The following is an 18,161-nucleotide window of genomic DNA, read 5'->3' on the forward strand; positions in this document are numbered from 1 at the left end:
CCCTATTATATTCTTACTTAAATCAAATCATTGTATATGTCAGATTTTAATTTAATTGACATTGTTGACTTACTGGAAAAAGCACAGGACATCGGTATAAAAATATCTTATGATGATAATGAGCTGATCTTACAGGCGAATAAAGAAAAAGTAATTGATAAATCTTTTTTGAGTGAGTTAAGGGATAATAAACATCACCTGATCACTTATTTCAAATATCATCACCAGGATACTGCAGGTATAGCCACCATCGAAAAGTCGGCAGCGATTGACAGAACAGCATATACCCATATTCCATTATCATTCAGCCAGGAAAGATTATGGATCATAGATCAACTGGAAGGTAGTGTGCAATATCATCTGCCCGCTGCATTAAGATTAAAGGGACATCTTGACCGCCGGGCATTGCATAATGCCTTGCGGGATATTGTGAACCGTCATGAAATATTGCGTACTGTGATCCGCAGTTCAGACGAAGATGATAAACCCTGGCAACATATACTGGATAAAGACCGCTGGCAACTGACAATTATAGATGAATATGGTGGTACACTAAAGCCATATATAGAGGCGCCATTTGATCTGGCAAATGACCATATGTTACGTGCACACCTGATCATTCTGGGAGAAGAGGAACATATACTGCTGATAACATTACATCATATTGTATCTGATGGATGGTCTACCGGCATCCTTATCAATGAACTGGTGGAATTATATGATGCGCATATCAATAGTCGCATGCCCAAATTAGCTCCTTTAAATATTCAATATGCAGATTATGCTATCTGGCAGCGCGGGAATCTCTCCGGTACATTACTGGAAGAACAACTGCGTTACTGGAAAGATGAACTGGAAGGAGTAGCTCCCCTTGATTTACCACTGGATTATACCCGGCCTGCTGTACAGAGTAACCGGGGTACGACTGCCCATTTCGAACTGGATAAGGAGTTGTCTGGGAGGTTGAAGCAATTATCAAGGCAACAGGATACTACGTTGTTTATGACCCTGCTTGCCGCGTTTAAGGTCTTACTGTACCGTTACAGTGGTCAGGAAGATATCTGTATCGGCAGCCCTATATCAGGCAGGACAAGAGAAGAAATGGAAGGGTTGATCGGTCTGTTTGTTAATACGCTGGCTTTGCGCAGTGACCTTGGTAATGATCCTTCTTTCACCAGCCTGTTACAACAGGTGAAAGATACTACGCTGAGCGCATACGATCATCAGGAAATACCTTTCGAGAAAATCGTTGAAGCCGTAGTGAAAGGACGTGACCCCGGCAGAAGCCCGCTGTTCCAGGTGATGTTTGCCCTGCAGAACACACCACCGGCAAAAGAAGCGGCATTAGGAAAATTAATATTGTCAGCAGAGGACATCTCCTCGGATAGTGTGAAATTTGATCTGTCTGTTGTGATGGAAGAAACAACAGATGGTTTAAAAGGTAGTATAGAGTACTGCACGGACCTGTTCAATGCAGCTACTATCAGCAGACTGTTATCCCATTTTAATTTGTTGCTGCATTCCATTACGAATGATCCGGCAGCACGTATCAGTACCTTACCGTTATTAACTGAGGCAGAGCAGCAACAGTTATTATTTACATTCAATGATACCACAGCAGATTTTCCACTGGATAAAACTATGCTGGATTTGTTTGCGGAACAGGTATTGCAGCAACCGGATGCTACAGCCCTTATAGCAGGAGAGGAGTCTATCAGTTATAAAACATTGGAGGAACGTTCAAATCAACTGGCGCATTATTTAACGGATCAGGGTGTAAAAACATCCTCCCTGGTACCTGTATGCCTGGAACGTTCAACAGACCTGATCATAGCAATGCTTGCTATTATGAAGACGGGAGCAGCCTATGTACCGGTTGATCCTGCCTATCCGCCTGAACGTATCCGTTATATGCTGGAAGATACCGGTGCCTCTGTAATCATCAGTAATGTTATTTTACAGGACATCAGGGATGTTCATATCATACAACCGGATAAAAGCAGAACGGAAATCAGCCGTTATCCGACCAGCGCTTTACCCGTTACAGTCATTCCTGGCAGCCTGGCATATGTAATTTATACTTCTGGTTCTACAGGACAGCCAAAAGGTGTATTGATAGAACACCAGGGACTGGCGAACCTGGTACACTGGCATAATGAGCGATATGAGGTAACAGCCCGTAGTAAAGCAACGGCCGTATCAGGAGTGGGCTTTGATGCCTTTGGATGGGAAATCTGGCCTTATTTATCTATTGGTGCTGCTGTTTGTTTAGTGGATGATGATACCCGTATTTCTATGCCCGCACTGGTCGAATTACATCGACGGGAAGGCATTACCCATGCTTTTATTTCTACAGCGCTGGTACAGGAATTTATTCGGGAAGGAGAAGATAAGATCAATGCATTACATTATCTGCTGACGGGTGGTGATAAGTTATCTGCCACCGATATCAGCCGGTTATCTTATAAAGTAGTCAATAACTACGGGCCTACAGAAAATACTGTAGTCACTACCAGTTATGAGCTGCTGCCACTGAATCGTAAACAGGCTCCCGTAATAGGATATCCTGTCAGCAATACCCGGATCTACATCGTAAACAGCGGATACCAGCTTTGTTCCGTAAGAGTAGCAGGAGAGATCTGTATAGCTGGTATCGGGCTGTCCCGTGGTTATCTTAACAGGACCGACCAAACCGCAGAAAAGTTTGTGCATAATCCTTTTGAGGGAGGCCGGATGTACAAAACGGGCGATCTTGGCCGCTGGTTACCGGATGGTACCATTGAATACCTGGGCCGTACCGATGAGCAGGTAAAGATCCGTGGTTACAGGATAGAACCGGGAGAAATAGAAAACGTGCTCTCCACATGCGATCATGTACAGCAGGCCGTAGTAACGGTTATTACAGATGATAAGGGCAACAAACGGCTGGCAGGATATATTGTTCCCAATGGTGAATTTGATAAGACTGCTATTCTTGCTTATCTGAAAAACAGGTTGCCGGATTATATGCTGCCTGCTGTGCTGATAGAACTGGATAAAATACCATTAACTGCCAATGGTAAAATTGATAAGAAAGCCTTACCTGAACCTGTTGTGGATACCCTTGTTACCAATAGTTATGAAGCACCCCGTAACGAGGCCGAGCAGGTATTGGCAGGTATCTGGCAAGACCTGCTGGGTGTGAAACTGGTAGGGATACACGACAATTTCTTTGAACTGGGTGGGGATTCGATTATTACCATCCAGGTAGTAAGCAGGGCTAAACGTGCCGGTTATGCATTACAGCCCAGGGACCTGTTCATTCATCAGACCATAGCCGGGTTGTCATCCGGGTTATCATCACACATGCGGGCTGTTTCCTGCGAACAGGGGCTGCTGACGGGGAACAGTGGGTTATTACCTATCCAGCAATGGTTCTTCAATACAGCAGGGACAACAGTCTCGCATTTCAATCAAAGTGTTTTACTGGGGATAGATAAAAACGTGCATGCTGATACGTTATCATCTGCTATAAAAAAACTAGTTCAATATCACGATGGTTTGCGCTTTGTATATCATAATCATGTGCAGGGATGGGAACAGGAATATGGGATCTATGAAGGAGAGCTTGAGATAGCTGAGCTATGGTCAAAAGCACAGATTACAGACTACTGCAATAAATTCCAGCAAAGTCTTGATATAGAACAGGGCATTCTTATAAGGGCTGCATTGTTATTAACACCGGCGACCGAAACCCATAACAGGTTATTGATCGTTGTTCATCACCTGGCAATTGATGGTGTGTCCTGGCGCATTCTGCTGGAAGACCTGCAACTGTTACTTAAAAACGGAGCATCCGGGAGAGTAGAAGATATACTGGGCCGTAAGAGCAGTTCTTACAGGCAGTGGCATCAGGCATTGACGGATTACGGACAACGCCGCAGGGCATTGACACAGTTACCTTACTGGGAGCAGGTAGTCCGGAAATATACGCCCCTGAAAGCAGATAAGCAGCATGAGGGCTTAACGCTGATGTCTGACGTACGTAATTATTCGGTACAGTTGAATGCATTACAGACACAACGGCTCCTGAAGGAAGTACCCCGTGCTTATCATACAGAGATCAACGATATACTTTTGTGTGCGCTGGCAATGACCTTATCGGAATGGAACCATACTGCTGCCATTGTGATTGGTCTGGAAGGGCATGGTCGTGAGGATATCTCCCAGGATATAGATACCAGTCGTACAATAGGATGGTTTACCAACCTGTTCCCGGTATTGCTGGAAGTAGAAGCCGGCAAACAACCCGGAAAGTTATTAAAAGCAGTAAAAGAGCAGTTACGTAAGGTAAACGATAAAGGAATTGGTTATGGTGTACTGAAATATATTAATAAAGTAGCCACATTACAGGGTAATGATCCCTGGGATATTGTATTCAATTACCTTGGGCAATCAGATAACCTGCGGGATGATTCCGGGTTTTTCAGCGGGGTTGCGGAATCCTCCGGAGAAGATATAGCAAAGGATTTTCCTCTGCATGAAAAGTTATCTGTTACCGGTCTGGTAAGACAGGGAGAATTATCGCTGGAGTGGGGATACAGTAGTAAACACTATGATACGGCAAGCATAGAAAAACTGGCCGCCGCTTATCTCTCTCATCTGGAAGCATTGATAGCACACTGCATATCACAGCAGACTGCTTCATTTACGCCGTCTGATTACGGTGTAGGTGCAGATATTAGCAGTGAGGAGCTGGATGAATTTCTAGATACTCCTTTTAAAGGAACGACAAGACGTAGCCAGATAAGTGGTTTGTATCGCCTGAGCGGTTTACAGGAGGGGATGCTGTTTCACAGTTTGTATGCTGAAGATGAGGGCACCTATACAGAGCAGATGGTATGTGAATTTGAAGATTTACAGGTAGATGCATTTGTACAAAGCTGGAATCATTTAATAGCGCGGCATAGTATTCTGAGGACGGCTTTTCATTATGATGAGTTTAGTGTGCCGGTGCAATGTGTATATAAAGAAGCCGTATTGCCGGTTACAATACTCGATTACCGCAGTATGAATGAAGAGGAGCAGCAAAAAGCTTTCAGTGAGTTTGAAAAGAAAGATCTGCGCCGTGGGTTTGATTTTAAAGAAGCCCCACTGATGCGTCTCACACTGATCCGACTGGATGAACATAATTACCGGATGCTCTGGACTTCCCATCATATCCTGCTGGACGGCTGGTCATTGCCTGTATTGGTGGGCGGACTTTTAAGCATCTACGAATCACTGGTAACGGGTGCTCCTGTTGAGACAGTAGCGGAAGACCGTTATGAAGAATATATCCGGTATCTCGGACGCAGGGACAAGGAGCAGGCAGAATTGTACTGGAAAGAGTATCTGCAACATTTGAATGAAGGTACATTGCTGCCATTCATCGCGTCTACAACTGCAAGGACTAAAGGCGTGGGTGCTTATAAAGGGGAAAAGTTAATCCTTGATAAAGCCTTCACGAACCAGTTGGCGAAGTATGCACAGCGTCAGCATATAACACTCAATACACTCATGCAGGGTGTATGGGCGTACCTGTTATACCGTTATACGGGCCGTCAGGATGTTACATATGGTATAACGGTATCTGGCCGCCCGGAAGACCTGCCAGGTGTAGAACAGGGCATAGGGTTGTACATCAATACCCTGCCTTTGTATGCGAGGATAGAAGAGGACAGGATTGTTGCTGCATGGTTACAACATTTGCAGGCAAGTCAGCAGCAAAGTCGCGAACATCAGTATACGGGATTGAATGATATACAGCAATGGTCTGGTGTACAGGGCGATTTATTCGACAGTTCCATCACCTTCCAGAATTATCCGGTGGATGAGGTTGTGGCATCAAAAGAATGGCAGTTAAAAGTGAGCAGGGTAGAAACGCATCCTCATACCAATTATCCGCTGACGATCATCATTTCTATTGCAGCAGAGACAAGCCTGTTATTCAGTTATAACAGTGCCTTACTGGATGAAGTGTATATAGAAAAGATAGCAGGACATTTCAGACAGGTGCTGGAAGAAATCACCACGCATGAATCAGGAACAATTGGTGCTATAGAATTGCTGACATCTGTGGAAAAAGAAGGATTGTTGCGTGCAACATCTGTTACTTCTCCGCAGGAAACAACGATCACCGATCTATTTGAAGCCCAGGTGTTGCGTGTACCCACAGCCACGGCAGTGGTATACGAAGACGGCTCATTGAGTTACCAGGAACTGGAAGAACGTGCAAATCAACTGGCACATCATCTGCGGCGTAAGGGTGTAGAAGCAGGGACACTGGTGCCTATATGCATGGAACGTTCACTGGATATGCTGGTCGGCATAATGGGCATCCTGAAAGCAGGTTGTGCTTATGTCCCTATAGAGCCTGATTTTCCTTCAGAGAGAATTAATTATATGCTGTCTGATACGGGTGCGAAGGTAGTCGTAAGCAGTTGCGCAGATAAAGTACCTGGTAATATGGAGGTTATCACAATGGATGACATATATATGGAACCTGTCAGCAGGTTACCCCGGAAATATGTAGCGGATCAACTGGTCTATGTGATCTATACTTCCGGTAGTACCGGTAACCCTAAAGGTGTGATGGTTACCCATGATAACCTGCTGGATTATGTAGCAGGTTTGTCATCCACCTTGCCCATAAAAGAATGTGCTTCATTCGGCCTGTTGTCGAGCATTGCTACCGACCTTGGTAATACGGTGATCTATGCCTCACTGGCCACGGGAGGAGCCTTACATGTATTCTCTAAAGCCGCTATCAATGATGCAGAAGAGATCCATCGTTATCTGTCCGTGCGTCCGGTAGATTGTGTGAAGATCGTGCCCTCTCACTGGAAAGCGTTATCCTGCTTCCTGCCGGAGAAGTTATTAATATTCGGAGGTGAAGCATTGGATGGAAGAGTGATAGATACTATCCGTTCATCGGGCAGTGACTGTATGGTTGTCAACCACTACGGACCCACAGAAACGACTATCGGGAAACTGCTGCATATAGTGGATAAGAATGCAGTGTATGAGCAGAATGTCCCTATCGGAAAGCCGTTCTCCAATACAGTCACCTATGTGTTGAGTCCATCCGGAAAACTATGCCCTGTGGGTGTTCCCGGAGAACTGTACATAGGAGGGACAGGTGTTGCAGCGGGTTATTTGAATAATGAAGGGTTAACCGCCGCGAAGTTTGTAGCGAATCCATTTGGCGCAGGGATATTATACCGGACTGGTGACCAGGTGAAATATTTACCGGATGGGAACATGCTGTTCCTGGGTCGTATAGATGACCAGGTAAAGATCCGGGGTTACCGTGTAGAGTTGGGCGAAATAGAAAGTGTCTTATCGAAATGTCCTCTTATCCATCAGGCGGTGGTAGTAGCAAAGGCAGATGGAGATGGAAACAAACGCCTGATCGGTTACATCTTACCATCAGGGGAATTTGACAGTGAAGGTATACAGGCTTATCTGAAAGCATCATTACCGGACCATATGCATCCTTCGTTACTGATAGTGCTGGATCAATTCCCACTGATGGCGAATGGTAAAGTAGACAAGAAGTCTTTACCTGATCCTGAAACGCGAGTGAATGAAGGGGCCGGTTATACAGCACCCCGGACTATCACAGAAGAGAAGCTGTCGCATATCTGGAGCACATTATTAGAAGTAGACAGGGTCAGTGTACATGATGATTTCTTTGCATTGGGAGGTCACTCCTTACTGGCTATCCGCCTGATCTCCGCTATCCGTAAAGAGTTGTCAGTAGAAGTATCGATCGGCGATGTTTTTGATTATCCAACTATTGTGCAATTGTCCGCACAATTGCAGCGTCACGCTGTAATAAGTAATACTCCTGCTCTTATAAGAAAGGTAAGGCCAGCGCATATTCCGTTATCATTCAGTCAGGAACGTTTGTGGTTTATCGATCAGATGGAGGGAAGTGTGCAATATCATGTACCAACGGTATTAAGACTGAAAGGTATCCTCGATAAAGATGCGTTATCATATGCATTGCAAACAATTGTGGACCGCCATGAGGTACTGCGTACGGTGATTGAACAGGAAGACGGACAGGCATATCAACGTGTGAATGCAGCAGGTAAATGGGAACTGGATGTTATTGACAAAGCATTATACAGAAAAAATGAAACAGCGCTTGAAGAGAGTATCGCACAACTGATCAATACTCCGTTTAACCTGCAACAGGATCATATGCTGCGGGTACATTTAATACCTCTGAGTGAAGAAGAACATGTACTGGTAGTAATATTACATCATATTGCTTCTGATGGATGGTCTACCGGTATTATTGTAAAAGAGCTGGTAGAACTATATGCTGCTTACACAGAGAACAGGGCACCTCAGTTACCTGTACCGGACATACAATATGCCGACTATGCGATCTGGCAGCGTGCATATTTATCTGGTGCAAAACTGGAAAAAGAGCTGGGCTACTGGAAGGATAAGTTATCTGACGTAGCTGCTTTAGAGTTACCCACAGATTATCCAAGACCTGCCGTACAGCCTACCCGTGGTGGTATGTATTCATTCCGGTTCGACAAACAATTATCTGCACAGTTACAGGTTTTGTCCCAGCAGCAGGGAACTACGCTGTTTATGACATTGCTGACAGCCTTCAAGGTGTTACTATACAGGTATAGCGGTCAGGAAGATATTTGTGTGGGTATTCCCGTTGCCGGCAGAACACAACAGGAAACGGAAGGATTGATCGGGTTCTTTATTAATACGCTGGCATTGCGCAGCGATCTGAGTAATAATCCTTCATTCATCACATTACTGCAACAGGTAAAACAAACCACATTGGGAGCTTATGAGCACCAGGAAGTACCTTTTGAAAAGATAGTGGATGCCGTCGTGAAAGACAGGGATGTTAGCCGGACACCATTATTCCAGGTGATGTTCGTATTACAGAATGCGCCGGAAGGAGAAGCATTGAAACTGGGTGATGTAAAACTCTCAGAGGAAGTAATGCGACATACAACTGCCAGGTTCGACCTTAGTTGCTCTCTGATTGAAAGTGAAGATGGCATCATGGGAAGTGTGGAGTATTGTCTTGATCTGTTCCGTGAAGAAACGATACACAGCATGCTGGAACATTTCGAACATCTGTTGAAATCTATAGCAGATCAACCTTCCCAGGCAGTTGGTGTATTACCTATATTAAATACTGCAGAACAGAAACAACTGCTGGAGACATTTAACAATACGGCAACCACAGATCCGCTTGATGAAACAATACTGGACCTGTTCGAGATACAGGTAGCAATGCGTCCCAATGCAGTAGCGCTGGTTGCCGGTAAAATATCCATTACCTATAAAGTATTAAATGAACGTGCCAATCAGCTGGCCCATTTCTTAAGCAGTAAAGGGGTTAAAGCAGAAAGTGTAGTACCTGTATGCCTCGAACGTTCTGCTGATATGGTACTGGCTATGCTGGCCGTATTAAAGGCTGGTGCAGCTTATGTACCGGTTGATCCGGCTTATCCGTCAGACCGTATACGTTACATGCTGGAAGATACGGGAGCGACCGTTGTTATTACGAACAGTAATACATTGACTGTAATGGCGGATGTTGAGTTGATAAAGCTGGATGAAGACCTTGAAGAAATCAGGAAGTATCCTGCTATAGCTTTCAACGCTGCAGTAACAGCGGATAGCCTTGCCTATGTGATCTACACTTCGGGTTCTACAGGACAACCTAAAGGCGTAATGATCGAACATCATGGCCTGGCGAACCTGGTACACTGGCACGTCCGCGCATACCAGGTAACATTCCGCAGTAAGGCTACAGCCGTTTCCGGAGTAGGCTTTGATGCTTTTGGATGGGAGGTATGGCCTTACCTGGCAACTGGGGCAGCGGTATATCTGCTCGATGATGAAACCAGGCTGCAGATGCCATCACTGGTAATGCTGCACTTGCAGCATGGTATCACACATGCCTTTATTCCAACGGCACTGGTACAGGAATTTATCCAGGCCTCTTCAGCTAAAATTACACCTTTACAATACCTCTTAACAGGAGGGGATCAGTTATCAGCAACTGATATCAGTGGACTAACATACAAAGTGGTCAATAACTATGGTCCTACGGAGAACAGTGTAGTTACTACCAGTTATGAGTTATTACCTGTCGATCGGGACCATCCGCCGGTTATAGGTCGCCCGGTCAGCAATACAAGGGTATACATTCTCAACAATGAGGAACAATTATGTCCGGTAGGTGTGATTGGAGAGATATGTATTGCCGGTTCCGGACTGTCACGCGGTTATCTCAATCTTACAGCTCTTACAGCAGAGAAGTTTGTAAGTGATCCGTTTGCCGGTGGAAGAATGTATAAGACGGGCGACCTTGGGCGTTGGTTGCATGATGGCACTATAGAGTATGCCGGAAGAATAGACGAACAGGTAAAGATCCGCGGTTACAGGATTGAGCCGGGTGAAATAGAAAGTGTGCTCTCAACATGTACGTATGTACGACAGGCAGTGGTGTCAGTTAAAACAGACACAAAGGGGAACAAACACCTGGTAGGTTACGTGGTGCCCGATGGTATTTATGATAAGACGGCCATCCTTACTTATCTGAAGAGCAGGCTGCCGGATTATATGGTACCCTCCTTACTGATGGAACTGGATAAAGTACCCCTGACCGCTAACGGGAAAATTGACAGAAAAGCCTTGCCAGATCCGGAGGCCAGCGCATTATTAACGAATGAATATGTAGCGCCCCGGAACGAAATGGAACAGGCTATTGCCGGTATCTGGCAGCAACTGCTGGGCGTAGAGCGGGTAGGTATTTATGATAATTTCTTTGAACTGGGAGGCAACTCGCTGTTGGTAATGCGTATGGTAGCCTTGATGCGCAGCCGGTTACAGATAGAAGTGCCTATCAGAACGATCTTTGTTCAGGCAAATATCGCACAGTTATCAGACTGGCTGTCAGTTTCCGGAATGGGAAATACGCTGCTGCCTGCTATTGAAATGCAAACGAGGCCACCAAGGATACCGTTGTCGTTCAGTCAGGAAAGGTTGTGGTTTATAGATCAGCTGGAAGGCAGCGTACAATATCATATACCATTATTGCTAAGATTAAGTGGTGATTTGAATATAACAGCGCTGGAAAATAGCCTGCAACAAATTATAAACCGTCATGAAGTACTCAGGACAGTGATCCGGGAAGAAGAGGGCGTTGCTTATCAGCAGATACTGGGTAAAGATAGCTGGTCGCTTTCTGTGACAGATAGTGAGGAGCCTGCCGGACTGGAAAATTACATTACTGCATTGGTACGCAAACCGTTTGATCTTTCAGCAGATCATATGTTAAGGGCTCATTTGATATGCCTGCCGGAAAACAGTTATCTGCTGGTGCTGACAATGCATCATATTGCTGCAGACGGATGGTCTATGGGGATCGCTACGCGTGAAGTAATGGAATTGTACAATGCTTATGTAGAAAATCGTCCGGTGCAGTTAGTCCCACCAGTATTACAATACGCGGATTTTGCAATCTGGCAGCGTGCTTATTTGTCGGGAGAAGTATTAGCGCAGAAACTGGCTTACTGGAAAAATAAACTGGAAGGAGTAACTCCTTTGGATCTTCCGTTAGATTATACGCCACCTGTTACGCAAAGCATGCGGGGGGCAAGAATGGAATATCAGATCGATAAAACAATACTTGCCGGATTAAACCAGCTGAGCCGGCAACAAGGCGTTACACTGTATATGACATTACTGGCAGCATTCAAGGTATTGTTGCACCGTTATAGTGGCCAGGATGATATCAGTGTGGGTACTTCCTCAGCGGGCCGCCAGCAGCAGGAGATAGAGGGGCTGATCGGCTTCTTTATCAATACACTTACCCTGCGCAGTGATCTCAGAAACAATCCTTCTTTTACCGCCTTACTGCAACAGGTGAAGCAAACTACCCTGGGGGCGTTTGAACATCAGGATGTGCCTTTCGAAAAAATTGTGGAAGTAGTGGTGAAGGACAGGGACCAGAACAGGAGACCATTATTCCAGGTAATGTTTGTGATGGATAATACCCCTGCTGCTGAAGAATTCAGTCTGGAGAATGTCCGTATGACTGCCGACGAAATCACGCATACGACTGCAAGATTTAATATTATCCTTTCTGTTACGGAAGATAAAAATGGCGTCTTACTGGCAGGTATTGAATATGCGAAGGACCTGTTTAGTGAAAGCACGATTCAGCGGATGTTCATTCATTTTGAACAATTACTGAAAGCAATCGTTGCATCTCCGCAAGAGCAGATAGGCCGTCTGAATATGTTAACGCCGGAGGAACAAAGAACACAAATTACAGCTACTGTATCATATCCGCGGGATTACACATTCGCAGATTGGTTTGAATCAGCTGTAGCACATTCTCCCAAAGCCACTGCACTGGTATTTGAAGGTAAGGTACTTACTTACAGGCAACTGGATGAACAATCTGCCCAGCTGGCCCATTATCTGCGTAGCAAAGGCGTAAAGGCGAATACACTGGTGCCTGTTTGCATGGAACGGTCGCTGGATATGGTAGTGGCAGTATTGGGCATTCTGCGTGCAGGAGGGGCTTATGTACCTGTTGAACCGGATTTTCCGGCAGAAAGGATCAGGTATATGCTTGCCGATACAGCGGCTACCGTGATCGTAAGCAGCAGTACCTGCAAAGAGGTATTGCCCGTTACAGATTTGCCGGACATAATCCTGCTGGACCAGGACAGGGCAAAGATCAATGCATACTCAGTAGAAGCGCCATTGGTATTGCCTGCGGCTACTGATCTCGCTTATGTGATTTATACCTCTGGTAGCACCGGCACGCCTAAGGGCGTGATGATCACGCATCATAACCTGGCAGACTATATAGCAGGATTGCGGTTGCGTTTACCGATCAGCCAGTGTCATTCTTTTGGATTATTATCAAGCATAGCTACTGACCTTGGCAACACGGTTTTGTTCCCGGCTTTGGCAAGTGGTGCAGCATTGCATCTGTTCTCAAAAACAGCTGTCAACGATGCGCACAGGATACTGTCTTATTTTGAAACGCATGAAATAGACTGTATCAAGATCGTACCATCACACTGGAAAGCATTATCAGAACCAGGCAGATTACTGCTGCCGGAAAAACTTTTGATATTCGGAGGGGAGGCGCTGGAGAATACAGTGGTGGATAGCATCCATAATGCGGGTGCAGAATGTACGATCGTAAATCATTATGGCCCAACAGAGACAACTATCGGAAAACTACTGCATGTGGTGAAGCCGGATGCAGTATATGAATCAGTTGTACCGGTAGGTCGTCCGTTTTCCAATACCAGCGTATATGTGCTGAGCCCTGAAATGCAGTTATGTCCTGCAGGTGTACCAGGTGAATTATACATTGGCGGTGAAGGTGTGGGGAAAGGTTATCTGCATAATGAAACCCTCACTGCCGGACGATTTATTGACAATCCTTTTTCAACAGAAGATCCTTTTAAATTATATCGTACAGGCGACCGTGTTAAATACCTGCCTGATGGAGACATTGTATTCCTGGGTCGTATAGACGATCAGGTAAAGATCCGTGGTTACCGTGTAGAACCCGGAGAAATCAGCCGTGTGATGGAACAATGTGAACTGGTCGGCCAGGGACTTGTTATTGCGCGGGAAGATAACGGCGGATATAAACGTCTGATCGGTTATGTAATACCCGTAGGTGCTTTTGACCGGGAAGGCATCCTGTCCTATCTGAGGACACAATTGCCGGAATACATGGTCCCGGCTGCATTGGTTGAACTGGAACAATTCCCTTTCCTGGCAAATGGGAAAGTGGACAAGAAAGCATTGCCCGATCCGGAGAATGTGATCACAACCGGTTATGCAGTACCTGAAACAGCTATTCAGAAAGGATTAGCTGCTATGTGGTCTTCATTACTGGAAGTGGAACAGATAGGATTGCATGATGATTTCTTTGCATTGGGAGGGCATTCATTACTGGCCATCCGTTTAATATCGGCTATCCGCAAGCAACTTAACCTGGAGGTATCTATCGGCGATATCTTTGATTACCCTACTATTGCCACTTTATCGGCCAGACTGGAAACTAATCCGGATGCAGCATTACCGGCAGTCATTCGCCGGGAAAGACCTGCACAAATACCATTATCATTCAGTCAGGAGCGGTTATGGTTTATAGACCAGCTGGAGGGCAGCGTACATTATCATCTGCCAACAGTATTGAGACTGAAGGGAAAGCTCGACAGGCAGGCATTAGCCCGTGCGGCACAAACGATCGTCAACCGTCATGAAGTATTAAGGACCGTCATAGAACAGGGCAATGCAGCGTCCTGGCAACGGGTGATGGAACCTGATCAGTGGCAGATGCAGATCTTTGACGAACCCTGTTATAAAACGGATACAGCAGCGCTGAATGCCTTTGTGGAAGAACTGGTAGCCACACCGTTTAACCTTAGCCGCGATTATATGCTTCGTCTGCAACTGATCGTACTGGGAGAGGAAGAACATGTAGCAGTGGCAACGATGCACCATATCGCGTCTGATGGATGGTCGGCAGGTATTATCGTCCGGGAGCTCGTAGCATTATATGAGGCTTATTCAACAGGTCGTGAGCCGCAATTGCCGCTACTGGAATTACAATACGCAGATTATGCCATCTGGCAGCGTGAATATTTATCAGGAGCTGTGCTGGATGAACAACTGGGTTATTGGGAAAATAACCTGGCAGGGGTAACCGCTTTGCAGTTACCGGTAGATTATCCCCGTCTTGCTGTACAAAGTTCACGTGGGGCTGTTACAACGTTCCACATCGGCCGTGAATTATCAGAGCAGTTATATACGCTGTCTCAGCAGGAAGGTGTTACACTGTTTATGACATTGCTGGCATCGTTCCAGGTATTGTTATACCGTTATAGTGGTCAGGAGGATATTTGTGTGGGCAGTCCGATGGCCGGCAGAACAAGACAGGAACTGGAGGGACTGATAGGCTTCTTTATTAACACGCTTGCATTACGAAGTGATCTGAGCGATGCCCCTGCATTCACTTCTTTATTGCAGCAGGTAAAACAAACTACCCTGGGCGCTTATGCCCACCAGGAAGTTCCGTTTGAGAAAATAGTGGATGTAATAGTAAAGAACAGGGACCTTACCAGGAACCCGATCTTCCAGGTGGCGTTAGTATTGCAAAACACGCCCAACGTGCCTGATTTCCATCTCGGGGAACTGCGTATGTCCGAAGAAGGTGCAGACCATACAACCGCAAAATTGGACCTGACTGTTATTTTTCAGGAAAGTCCTGAAGGATTAGCCGCCAGCGTGGAATATTGCACAGATCTGTTTAACGCGGACAGCATTGAGCGTATGATCGCACATTTCAGACAGTTACTGGCATCTATCGTAAAAGCGCCTGCAACAAAGATCAGCGTATTACCGATGTTAAACGCAGACGAAGAACAGCAGCTGTTGAATGACTTTAACAACACGGCAGTCGCATATCCGGAAGATAAAACGATCATAGAGCTATTTACGGAACAGGTGACAAAGAGTCCCGATAACATTGCTGTTTTATTTAAAGACAAAGTGCTGGGTTATAAAGAACTGGATGAATGGTCAAACAGGTTAGGGCACTATCTGCAAAGCAAAGGCGTAAAAGAGGAGATCATGGTACCTGTTTGTATACCGCGCTCTCTGGAAATGATGGCGGCCATATTGGGTATCTTAAAGGCCGGGGGAGCCTATGTGCCACTGGACCCTGCTTATCCTGCAGAAAGGATCGGCTTTATGTTGTCCGAAAGTAACAGTCCGGTTTTGCTTACGACCAGCGAATATGCAGAACAGTTGCATAAGGAAAGACCTGATATGGAACTGATCTGTATGAATGAAATTACGGAAGTATTGTCCGCACAAAGTACAAGTCCTGTTCAGAACAATCTTATTGCAGATAACCTTGCATATGTTATTTATACATCCGGATCTACGGGTAAGCCTAAAGGTGTAATGGTAAATCATCGCAATGTTACCAGTCTTGTTATGCATCCCAATTATGTATCACTGGATAATACAGATGCCATACTTTCTGCCGGTTCGCTTTCATTTGATGCCACTACATTTGAATACTGGGGCATGTTACTGAATGGTGGACGACTGGTATTAAGTCCGGAGAACAGTCTGCTGGACACTGACATACTGAAACAGGAATTATACGATAAACAAATCAGTGTTTTGTTTATTACCACAGGTTGGTTCAATCAGTTAGTAGATACAGATATAAGCGTGTTTGCAAGATTATCTGCTATACTCACCGGTGGAGAAAAGATGTCTGAGAAACATGTAGAAAGATTCAGGAATACTTATCCTGATATAAAGATCAGTAACATTTATGGCCCAACAGAAAACACCACTTTCTCATTAAGTTATCCTATCAGTAGCAAAGTACTAAATACGAGCACACCTATAGGAAGGCCGTTGAATAATCGTACTGCCTATGTACTGGATGCTGTACAGCAATTGGTACCGGTAGGTGTAGTAGGAGAGCTGTATGTTGGTGGAGCAGGTGTTTCCCGTGGTTATCTGAACCGTCCGGAATTAACGGAAGAACGTTTTGTCACAAATCCATTCAGCACCGGAGAGAAAATATATAAAACAGGAGATCTGGTCCGCTGGCTGGCAGATGGTTCTATAGAATATTTAAGTCGTGCAGATGACCAGGTAAAAGTTCGCGGTTTCCGTATAGAATTAGGTGAAATAGAAAGTGTATTACTGCAAAGTGAGCTGGTAAGTCAGACTGTGGTAATCGCTAAAACGGGAGATAACGGGTATAAGCGTTTAATTGGTTATATCGTGCCTTTAGGTGCGTTTGACCGTGATGGTATCCTGGATTATCTGAAGAACAGGTTACCTGAATATATGATACCCTCTCTGTTAATGGAACTGGAAAAATTACCGATCACTACCAATGGTAAGATTGATAAAAAAGCCTTACCTGATCCTGATAGCAGCGACATTTCCGTGACTGAATATGTAGCGGCACGTACAGCAACGGAACAAAAACTGGCAGATATCTGGAAGGAGTTGCTGGATATGGAACGAATAGGTATACACGATAATTTCTTCGAATCAGGTGGTAACTCCCTGCTGGCTATACATCTGATATCAGTAATACGTAAAGGGCTGACTGCAGACATCGCCATCAGCGATATTTTTGATTACCCTACGATCGGATCACTGGCAGTAGTACTGGATCAACGTGCACTGGCCGCAGCTGTTTCCCAACATGATAACAGGCACGTCCTGCTACTGAATAAAGGGCAACAGGAAACGCCCGTTTTCTTTATACCGGGTGGTAATGGTATCTGTGATGGTTATAGTGTATTGGGAGAAGCGGTGCAGGATACCGGTGCGTTATATGGATTGCAGATGATGGGTATATTTGAAGGTGAAACCCCACTGGATAACATTCCTGCCATTGCAGCACAAAATATAAAATGGATGAAGCAGATTCAGCCTAAGGGGCCATATCGTCTTATTGGTCATTCTCTGGGTGGTCAGATCGGATATGAAATGACGCGGCAACTGGAAGAAAATGGAGAGCAGGTAGCAGCTCTTTTTGTGTTGGATACTCATGTTGCACCTAAACGTACGATCCTTGGTAATGATGAATTATTTGAATCACTGGTAGAAGCATTTGAATTATATAAGATCATTGGTAAACCTCACCCCGAATGGATGGCCTCATTAAAAGCTGCATTGAGCAAATTACAGCCCAGAGAAATAATACCATTTGTAATGACTTTTGTGAAAGAGCATGTAAAAGAAGAAAAAGAACATCTGGGATTTGTATTGAGGATGTTTAATATGGCGGCGCACAGTTTTTTTATGGAATATAAGGTGGAAGGGAAGATTAATACATCGCTTACTATTATAAAATCAGCTACCCGCGTAACAGATGACAATGATGCTGCATTGGGATGGGCGACCTTTGCAACAGATGTAAAAACATACACAGCTCCCGGTGATCATATCTCAATGACCAAAGAAGAAGGAGCTTCTGCAATAGCCCGGTATATGAAGGAACAACTCAACAATCTAAAACCTCATCATCAGTAACCCACTTAACAAGTAAACAAAAG

Annotated in this window: 1 protein-coding gene; it reads left to right on the forward strand. The window is 45.1% G+C overall.

The features are described from left to right. Positions 1 to 36: 36 nt before the first annotated feature. A complete protein-coding gene (locus tag GO495_RS13595) occupies positions 37 to 18,138 on the forward strand; it encodes a non-ribosomal peptide synthase/polyketide synthase (protein WP_157300253.1) in 18,102 nt (6,033 codons plus the stop codon). Positions 18,139 to 18,161 lie beyond the last annotated feature (23 nt).

The sequence above is a fragment of the Chitinophaga oryziterrae genome (genome assembly GCF_009758125.1).
In the GTDB taxonomy this organism is placed as follows: Bacteria; Bacteroidota; Bacteroidia; order Chitinophagales; family Chitinophagaceae; genus Chitinophaga; species Chitinophaga oryziterrae.